5 protein-coding genes and 1 pseudogene are annotated in these 8749 nt (G+C 65.5%); 2 read left to right on the forward strand and 4 right to left on the reverse strand.

Annotation, left to right across the window (positions count from 1 at the left end; genetic code table 11):
- Positions 1–343 precede the first annotated feature (343 nt).
- From eutC to ACESY8_RS17440, 4 genes are all read right to left on the reverse strand, one after another.
- Positions 344–1219, reverse strand: a complete 876-nt coding sequence (gene eutC / locus ACESY8_RS17425) for an ethanolamine ammonia-lyase subunit EutC (RefSeq protein ID WP_054339504.1) — start codon at positions 1217–1219, stop codon at positions 344–346.
- A gap of 110 nt (positions 1220–1329) precedes the next feature.
- Complete coding sequence (locus ACESY8_RS17430; protein ID WP_204681527.1) at positions 1330–2694, reverse strand: ethanolamine ammonia-lyase subunit EutB; 1365 nt, start codon at positions 2692–2694, stop codon at positions 1330–1332.
- 18 nt (positions 2695–2712) lie between these two features.
- Complete coding sequence (locus tag ACESY8_RS17435) at positions 2713–4134, reverse strand: ethanolamine ammonia-lyase reactivating factor EutA (RefSeq protein ID WP_434307794.1); 1422 nt, start codon at positions 4132–4134, stop codon at positions 2713–2715.
- Between the two features lie 397 nt (positions 4135–4531).
- A complete protein-coding gene (locus ACESY8_RS17440; RefSeq protein ID WP_021630660.1) occupies positions 4532–5623 on the reverse strand; it encodes a 1-propanol dehydrogenase PduQ in 1092 nt (363 codons plus the stop codon).
- Between the two features lie 214 nt (positions 5624–5837).
- Between ACESY8_RS17440 and ACESY8_RS17445 the strand changes: the two genes are divergently transcribed.
- Both ACESY8_RS17445 and hydA read left to right on the forward strand, forming a co-directional pair.
- Positions 5838–7292, forward strand: a complete 1455-nt coding sequence (locus ACESY8_RS17445) for an NCS1 family nucleobase:cation symporter-1 (RefSeq protein WP_021630658.1) — start codon at positions 5838–5840, stop codon at positions 7290–7292.
- Between the two features lie 43 nt (positions 7293–7335).
- Positions 7336–8722, forward strand: a pseudogene (gene hydA, locus ACESY8_RS17450) (dihydropyrimidinase).
- Positions 8723–8749: the final 27 nt, after the last annotated feature.

Raw genomic sequence — 8749 nt, forward strand, 5'->3', positions numbered from 1 at the left:
CCCGGGGCCCCCAAGCGTCTCTTTCATCTGCTCGGGCGAACTAAATTCGCCCGGCATCAAGGTTTTGCCCGCAGGGCAAAACGCTTGTACGCGCGATGCGCGCCCCGTGGAGGCGTCCGTATTTCACCGCAGATCAATGCCGCTGGCCTTCTTCTCCAGCATGGTCTTGATCAGCTCCGCAATGTGCGCGCCCGCCGTCCCCCGTGCGGCTGGCCGCACGGGGCTCCCAAACGCCTCTTTCATCTGCTCGGGCGAACTGAATTCGCCCGGCATCAAGGTTTTGCCCACAGGGCAAAACGCTTGTACGCGCGCCGCGCGCCCCGTGGAGGCGGGCGGACGTATTTCACCGCAGATCAATTCCGCTGGCCTTTTTCTCCAGCATGGTCTTGATCAGCTCCGCAATGTGCGCGCCCGCTTCCACGGCGGTGGTACCCTGGCGGTGAATGTTGGAGATCACCGTGCGCTTGGACTCAGGTATGCCGATGTGGGGCTTGTAGGTCAGGTAGGCGGACATGGACTCCGCCGTAACCAGGCCGGGCCGCTCCCCCACCAGCAGGCACACCGCCTCCGCGCCGGTCAGCTCCCCAATGTGGTCGGAGGCGCCCACCCGGCAGTATTTGATGAAGAGCACCGGGCCGCTCTCCAGGCCATAGGTCTTGAGTCCCGCCCTGGCCGCCTGGATGCAGTCCACCGCGTTGGCCTCGATGGCGGCAGAGGACAGGCCGTCCCCCACCGCCAGAACCACTTTGGGGTTCTGGCCCAGGGTCTTTTTGATGATGGCCTGATTGGCCTCGTCAAAGCGGCGGCCCCGGTCGGGGCGGGTCAGGTATTCGTCCTTGTTCTGGCACAGGGTCTGGACAGGGACAAAGCCGTTTTTTTCCGCAAAGGCGTCGTCCACGTGGGAAAACACCGAGTCCTGCGCCGCCGCGTGGTCGGCCCGCATGCGCAGCATGGATAGGGTCTGATAGCGGGCGCCCGCCCGTCCCAGGCCCAGCCGGGCGGGGGTGCGCAGCTTCAAATCCAGGAAGGCCGGACCGTTTCTGGGGTTTTTGACCAGATATTGCCGCCGCAAATCGGTCTCTGTGATGTCGTCCAGACAGCCGCCGGCCGCCGCAGCGGCGGTCACCGGGGTGGCCTTGGCCGGGGCCGCGGCGTTGGGCTGGCCCGCCAGCTCCAGCACCATGCGCTCCACCAGGGAGCGCAGCTCTTGTTCGTTCATATTGTCACCTCAATGATATAGGGCGGGCGAACACAGTTCGCCCCTACGGGATGGGAGTAGGCGGCGGGGGGAAGCCCCCGCCCTACAGGGTGCGCGTGTGGGCCGCCGATTCACGCCAGCAGGACGGACGCATCCCCCGCCAGCTCCGTCAGCCTGCCGTTTTCCACAAAGCCCATCTTCTCCAGCCACGCCTGGAAGGGCGGGATGGCGGTGAGGCCGTAGAGCTCCCGCAGGGCGGCGGTCTCGTGGAAGCCGGTGGTCTGGTAGTTGAGCATCACGTCGTCGCCGTGGGGGATGCCCATGAAGTAGTTGCACCCGGCGGCGGTGAGGAGGACGGCCAGATCCTCGATGTCGTTCTGATCGGCCTTCATGTGGTTGGTGTAGCAGGCGTCGCAGCCCATGGGGATGCCGGTGAGCTTGCCCATGAAGTGGTCCTCCAGGCCCGCCCGGATCACCTGCTTGGAGTTATACAAATACTCCGGCCCGATGAAGCCCACTACCGTATTGACCAGGAAGGGCTGGAACCGCTTGGCGAAGCCGTAGCACCGGGCCTCCATCACCACCTGGTCGGCCCCGTGGTGGGCCTCGGAGGACAGCTCAGAGCCCTGGCCGGTCTCGAAGTACATGACGTTGGGGCCGGTGGCGGTGCCCTCCCGCAGGGCGAGCTGGCGGGCCTCCTCGATGAGCTTGCCGTCCAGGCCGAAGGCCTCGTTGCCCTTCTGGCTGCCGGCGATGGACTGGAAGATCAGGTCGCAGGGTGCCCCCTGGCGCACCGCCTCCATCTGGGTGGTCACGTGGGCCAGCACGCAGATCTGGGTGGGGATGTCCCAGCGGGTCTTGATCTCCTGGAACCGGTCCAGCACCCGCCGGACGCTCTCCACACTGTCGTCCACCGGGTTAAGGCCCAGCACCGCGTCCCCCGCGCCGAAGGTGAGGCCCTCCAGCAGGGAGGCCATGATGCCGTCGGGATCGTCGGTGGGATGGTTGGGCTGGAGGCGGCAGGACAGGGTACCAGGCAGGCCGATGGTGGTGTTGCAGTGGGCGGTGACGCGGATTTTTTTGGCCGCGTAGATGAGATCCAGATTGCTCATCAGCTTGGCCACGGCGGCGATCATCTCCGCCGTCAGGCCGCGGCTCACCCGGCGGATGGCGTCGCCGCCGTTTTTCTCATCCAGCAGCCACTCCCGCAGCTCGGCCACCGTCCAGTGCTTAATCTCATCGTAGATCTTCTCGTTCACGCCGTCCTGGATGATGCGGGTGACCTCGTCCTCCTCGTAGGGGACGGCGGGGTTGGCCCGCAGATCGGCCAGGGTAAGGTTGGCCACCACCACCTTGGCCGCCACCCGCTCCTCGGCGTTCTCCGCCGCAATGCCCGCCAGCCGGTCGCCGGACTTCTCCTCGTTTGCTTTGGCCAGGGCGTCCTTTACCGACTTAAACTCGTACACGTGCCCCAGCAACTTTGTTTTGAGTATCATGTGATCGCTCCTTCGCGGTTACGATTTGTTGAATACCAGCGTCTTGATGACAACTGGTAATACCGCGCCGCCCGCCACGGGCGCGCCGATGTCGATATAATCGCCGTTGTCCACCCCCACGCTGTCCAGGCAGAGGAGGGGGCCCTCCACCCTCTGGGCCATGGCCTGACCCAGCACCTTGGCCTGGTCGGCCTCCACCAGCACTACGGGGGCGATCCCTTGGGCGCGCAGGGGCTCCAGCCCCCCGGCAATCCCGCGGGCCAGCTCGTCCACCCGGGCGTAGGAGGGGTTTCCCTCCCCCCGCAGGGCCAGGGCAAGCGGGCTCAGCCCGCCCTCGTCGGCAAACCACCCCAGCTTGTCCCGGATGCACTGTGCCAGGGCGGCGGCGTCCCCCCGCTCTTCCTCTCCGGTCAGCTTGAGGATGGGGAGGTTCTTCAGGGGGAAGGCGATGTCCCGGTAGTAGATGGTGGAGCCGGACAGCTCGGTGGAGTGGCTCCCCGCCCCCACCACCGTGGCCCGGATGGTCTCCTCCCCCCGGAAGCGCCCCGCCGCCTGAAAGGCGGGGGAGACCGCGATGGCCCGTCCCAGCAGCACGCCGATATCGCCGTAGGCCTTCCAGTCGCCGGGGGGCGCGTAGATGCAGTCGGCCACACCGCCGGAGAAGGAGACCACCGGCACCGCCCGGGGCTCCCAGCGGGTTCCCTGGGTGAGAAAGGCGTCCAGCCGGTCCCGCCCAGGCCGCAGGCCCGCCGCCTGCTCCAGGGCCTCCACCATGGAACGGATGACGGGCTCCAACCCCTCCGGCGCGGCCTTTTGCCCAACCGCCGGGGGCGATGCCCACATCTCCCCGCGCTCCAGCACCGGTGAGACATAGGTCACGGTTCCTTCCCGGTCAAGCTTGATCAGCCGCCCGCCCACGTCCAGGCAGCCGGTGGCCGCCAGCTCCCCATGGGAGTAAAGCGCCAGGTTGGATGTGCCGCCGCCGATGTCAAAGTGTAATACATCCGTGTGATGCTCCCTGGAGTATTCATCCGCGCCCGCCCCCCGGGCGGCCAGAATGGACTCCAGATCCGGCCCGGCGGTGGCTACCACAAAGTCCCCGGCGAACTGGGAGAGGGCGGAGAGCACCTCCCGGGCGTTTTCCTTGCGGGCGGTCTCTCCCGTGATGATCACCGCCCCGGTGTCCACCTGCTCCGGCGCAAAGCCCGACTTCCGGTACTCTTCCGCCACGATGGTCCGCACCCCCTCGGCGTCGATCACGGTGTCGGAGAGCAGGGGTGTGAAGTGAATCCCGCTGCGGTAGAGCACCTCCCGATCCTCGATGGCGATGCGGGGCACCGAGAAGGGGTTAGCCCGGTTGGCCAGGGTCAGGCGGGAGAGAATGAGCTGGGTGGTGGAGGTGCCGATGTCGATGCCGACCGATAACAGGCTTTCACTCATTTCGGCACCTCCACCACCGGGGCCCCGCTCCGCGGGGCGGGCGTATGCCCGTAAAATCGACGCAACGCGGAGATTTTCCGCAGGCGGAATTCACTTCCGCCGAGGATGTCAACATCATACGGGGCCCCCAGACAGGCTGGCCTGTCGGGGGACACGAGGTGCCGATGTCGATGCCGACCGATAACAGGGTTTCACTCATTTCGGCACCTCCACCACCGGGCCCCCGCTCTGCGGGGCGGGCGTATGCCCGTAAAATCGACGCAACGCGGAGATTTTCCGCAGACGGAATTCACTTCCGCCGAGGATGCGAACATCACATGGGGCCCCCAAACAGGCTGGCCTGTCTGGGGAGACGCGGCGCCGGTGTCGATGCCGACGGATAATAAGGTCTCCTCCATCACGCCAGCTCCCTCAGCAGACTCTTCAAGTCCTCCGCCGCCGCGGGGCGGGGGTTGGAGGGTGCGCAGAGATCCGCCTGCGCCGCTTCGGCCAGGCCGTCCAGCGCAGCGGTGAGTTCCTTTCCCTCCACTCCGCAGGCGCTCAGGCGTTCGGGCAGCTTGAGCTGGGCGCGCAGCCGGTTCAGTCCCGCGGCCAGGGAGCGCGGATTGGCCGCCAGGCCGCACAGCCTGGCCAAACGTCCGTATTTCTCCGCCGCTGTCCCATCGGCGGCGTTGAAGTGGATGACGTGGGGCAAAATCAGGGCGTTGAGCCGCCCATGGGGGAGGTGAAACCGCCCGCCCAGAGCGTGGGCCAGGCTGTGGCAGATGCCCAGCCCGGCGGCGTTGAAGGCGATGCCCGCCAGGTTGGAGGCCAGCAGCATGTTCCCTTTGGCCCCGCTCTCCCCCGCCGTTTCCCAAGCGGGGCGCAGGTTCTGCCAGGCCAGGGTAAACGCCTTCTCCGCCAGGGCGTCGGTGTAGGGCGTGGCCCCGCGGGCCACGTAGGCCTCGGCGGCATGGGTGAGTACGTCCATGCCCGTGTCCGCCGTCACGGCGGGGGGTACCCCCGCCAGCAGGGAGGGGTCCAGAATGGCCTCGTCGGGCAGAAGGGCGTCGTCCACCAGGGGGTACTTGACTCCCTTCGCCCGGTCGGTCAGCACGGCGAAGGAGGTGACCTCCGAGCCGGTACCCGCCGTGGTGGGCACCGCCACAAAGCGGATGTCCGCCCCGGTCCCCAGCTTCTTGCCGAACTCCAGCATGGCCTTGGCGCAGTCCATGGGAGAGCCGCCGCCGAAGGCCACCACCGCCTGGGGGCGGAACTCCGCCAGCGCCCTGGCCCCCTGGGCCACCAGCTCCAGGGGCGGGTCGGGCACCACCTGGTCGAACACCTCCACGGTGCAGTCCCGCAGGCGGGCGCGTACCCGCTCCAGCAGGCCGGACTGGGCCAGGAAGGAGTCGGTAATCACCATCACCCGCCGCCCGGCCAGCCCCTCCAGGGCCGCCAAGGCGTCCGGTCCAAAGAAAATTGTGGGCTTGAGTTGAAATCGTTCCATCGCGCTTCCCCTGTTTCTTCCTTGATGGGGTTAGTATGGCAGGCCAGGAGAAAGTTATACGGCTCTCTTTTCTTTGCTTTTCTGCACAAAAAATTTACTGGTTTTTCATCAGATTTGACCTTTACAACGGGAGTTCTTCGGTATATTATTGATCCGAAAAATATTTAGTGCTAATTATTTTTTGTTTTATCCATTTAACAGAGGAGGCTATTCTATGGCAGAGCTCCAGACGGAGCGCTCCTTCGTGGTTGAGCTGACCCCGGAGGGCGTTCAGGAAATCCAGTCCCACAAAAATATCTACACCGAGGACACAAAGCCCATTCCCCTGTCCGGCCGCGAGTGGTCCACCAAGAACTACATAACCCTCTGGACCGGTATCCTGGTTTCCATTCCCGTGTATATGATGGCCAGCGCCCTGCTGTCCGCCGGCCTAACCTGGTATCAGGCGCTGTTTATCTGCGTGCTGGGCCACACGCTGGTCCTCATCCCCTCCATCCTGCTGGGAAAGTTCGGCTCCCGCTACGGCGCCAGTTTTCCCGTCCTGTCCAAGATGGTATTCGGACCCAAGGGCACGGCCATTCCCACCATCATCCGTGCCTTCATGGGCTGCCTGTGGTTCGGGATTCAGAACTGGATCGGCGGCACAGCTCTGGACGCCATCATCGCCGTCATCTTCCCGGCCTACACCGGTCTGGCGTTCCACAGCTTCCTCAGCTTCGGCCTGTTTGTACTCATCAATTTCTACATCGGCTACCACGGCAGCCGGGCCATCCGCTTCCTGGAGGATTTCGCCGCCCCCATCCTGATCATTCTCAGCGGCGTAGTCATTGTCTGGGCCTTCTGGCTGGCCAGTCAGAAGGGAGGATTTGCCGCACTGTTCACCACTCAGGTGGCAGGCGGCAACGGCGAGAGCTTCTGGTCTCAGTTCTTCCCCTCCCTGACTTCCATGATCGCCTTTGACGCCACCATCGCCCTGAATTTCTCCGACTACACCCGCCACGCCAAGACTGAGGGGGCCCAGGTGAAGGGCCAGCTCATCGGTGCGCCCATCATGACGGCCTTCATCGTCTTTGTGGGCATCTGCGGCACCTCCGGCTCCGAGCTGGCCTTCGGCGAGGCCTTCTGGGATCCCAGCATTCTGGTCTCCCACTTCGGCAATCCCGCTGTGGTGATCATCTTCTCCCTGTTCATCATCCTGGCCACCCTGACCACGAACGTAGCCTGCAACCTGGCGGCCGCCTCCGTGGTGTTCTCCTCCCTCTTTGGCAAGGTGCTCACCTACAAAAAGGCCGTCGTGGTGGCCACGATCCTCTCCATCTGCTTCCTGCCCTGGAAACTGGTTGAGAATCCCGAGAGCTATGTGTATACTTTAAATGGAACCCTGGCCGTGTTCCTGGGTCCCATCACCGGCATCTGTCTGGCGGCCCTGTGGAGCCAGTACCGCAACCGTCTCCGCCTGCCCGACCTCTACTACCAGGACGGCGGCGCCTACTACTATCAGGGCGGCTGGAACGTGCTGGCCCTGGTGACCATGGCAGTCCTGTTCATTTTCATTTTCGTGTGCCAGTTTATTCCCGTCCTCAGGTGGATCTACGACAGCTCCTACCTGCTGGGCTGTGTGTTCGCCTTCGTGATTTACAGCGCCCTGTGCAAGCGCCAGGACCGCTGAACACATTGGTTTCCACATCCGACATCTGATAAAGGGGGTTCTTATGCGTACCATCATTCAAAACGGCACCATTGTCAGCGACACCGCCGCCTTCCGGGCCGACCTGCTCCTGGAGGACGGCGTGGTGAAGGCCGTGGGGGCGGGGCTGTCGGCCCCGGACGCCCAGGTGATCGACGCCTCCGGCAAGTACGTCCTGCCCGGCGCGGTGGACGTGCACACCCACATGGATCTCCAGGCCGGGGCCCACCGGGCGGTGGACGACTTCTACACCGGCACCGTGGCCGCCCTGCGGCGCCACCACCACCATCGTGGATCACATGGCCTTCGGCCCCAAGGGCTGCTCCCTGTGGCACCAGGTGGAGGAGTACCACCGTCTGGCCGACGGAAAGGCGGTCATCGACTACGGCTTCCACGGCGTGCTCCAGCATGTGGATGAACGGGTGCTCCGGGAGATGGGGGAGCTTGCCGACCGGGAGGGCATCACCAGCTTCAAGGCCTATCTGACCTATGACTTTGGCCTGGACGACGGGGCCCTGTTCCAGGTGCTCCGCCAGGCCAGGGAGGACGGTATCGTGATCCCCGCCCACTGCGAGAACGATGGAGTGGTCAACTACCTGCGGGGCTGGTACAAGGCCCAGGGCCTCACCCAGCCCATCTACCACGCCAGGAGCCGCCCCGCCCGCTGTGAGGCGGAGGCGGTGAGCCGCCTGCTCCACCTGGCCGCCATGGCCGGGGAGGCGCCGGTGTACGTGGTGCACCTGTCCAGCGCCGCCGGCCTGGCCGAGGTGCGCAAGGCCCGCGCCCAGCGGCAGAAGGGCGTGGGCGTGGAAACCTGCACCCAGTACCTCACCCTCACCGAGGCCGCCTACGCAGACCCCCAGGAGGGCCTGAAGGCCGTCATGTCCCCGCCACTGCGAACCCAGGCGGACTGCGACGCCCTCTGGCAAGGGCTCCAGGACGGGGTGATCGACGCCGTGGCCACCGACCACTGCCCCTTCCACTTCGCAGTGGAGAAGCAGTTCGGCGCGGGCGACTTCACCGCCTGCCCCAACGGCGCCCCCGGCGTGGAGGAGCGGCTTCCGGTGCTGTACTCGGAGGGGGTGGCCAAGGGCCGCCTGTCGATCTGCGAGCTGGTGCGCCTGCTGTGCGCCAACCCCAGCCGCCTCTACGGCCTCTACCCCCGGAAGGGCACCCTCCAGCCCGGCGCCGACGCCGACGTGGTCATCCTCGACCCGGCCAAGCGCCGCACCCTCACCCACGCCGGGCTGCACTCGGCGGTGGATTACACCTGCTATGAGGGTATGGAGCTCCAGGGGGCCATTGACCTGGTGCTCTCCCGCGGAGAAGTGGTGGCCCGGGACAACCAGTTCGTGGGCAAGCGGGGCGCTGGACGCTACCTCAAGCGGGGCCATAGCATCCTGGCCGAATAAATACAAAACGAGCGCCGCCCGCAAAGC

This window comes from Clostridium sp. ATCC BAA-442, assembly GCF_964239415.1.
In the GTDB taxonomy this organism is placed as follows: Bacteria; Bacillota; Clostridia; order Oscillospirales; family Oscillospiraceae; genus Flavonifractor; species Flavonifractor plautii.

Bases quoted from the DNA above. Each gene is read 5' to 3' on its own strand.
- ACESY8_RS17440 (WP_021630660.1), bottom strand. From the start codon at position 5,623: ATGGAACGATTTCAACTCAAGCCCACAATTTTCTTTGGACCGGACGCC.
- ACESY8_RS17435 (WP_434307794.1), bottom strand. From the start codon at position 4,134: ATGAGTGAAAGCCTGTTATCGGTCGGCATCGACATCGGCACCTCCACC.
- ACESY8_RS17430 (WP_204681527.1), bottom strand. From the start codon at position 2,694: ATGATACTCAAAACAAAGTTGCTGGGGCACGTGTACGAGTTTAAGTCG.
- ACESY8_RS17445 (WP_021630658.1), top strand. From the start codon at position 5,838: ATGGCAGAGCTCCAGACGGAGCGCTCCTTCGTGGTTGAGCTGACCCCG.
- eutC (WP_054339504.1), bottom strand. From the start codon at position 1,219: ATGAACGAACAAGAGCTGCGCTCCCTGGTGGAGCGCATGGTGCTGGAG.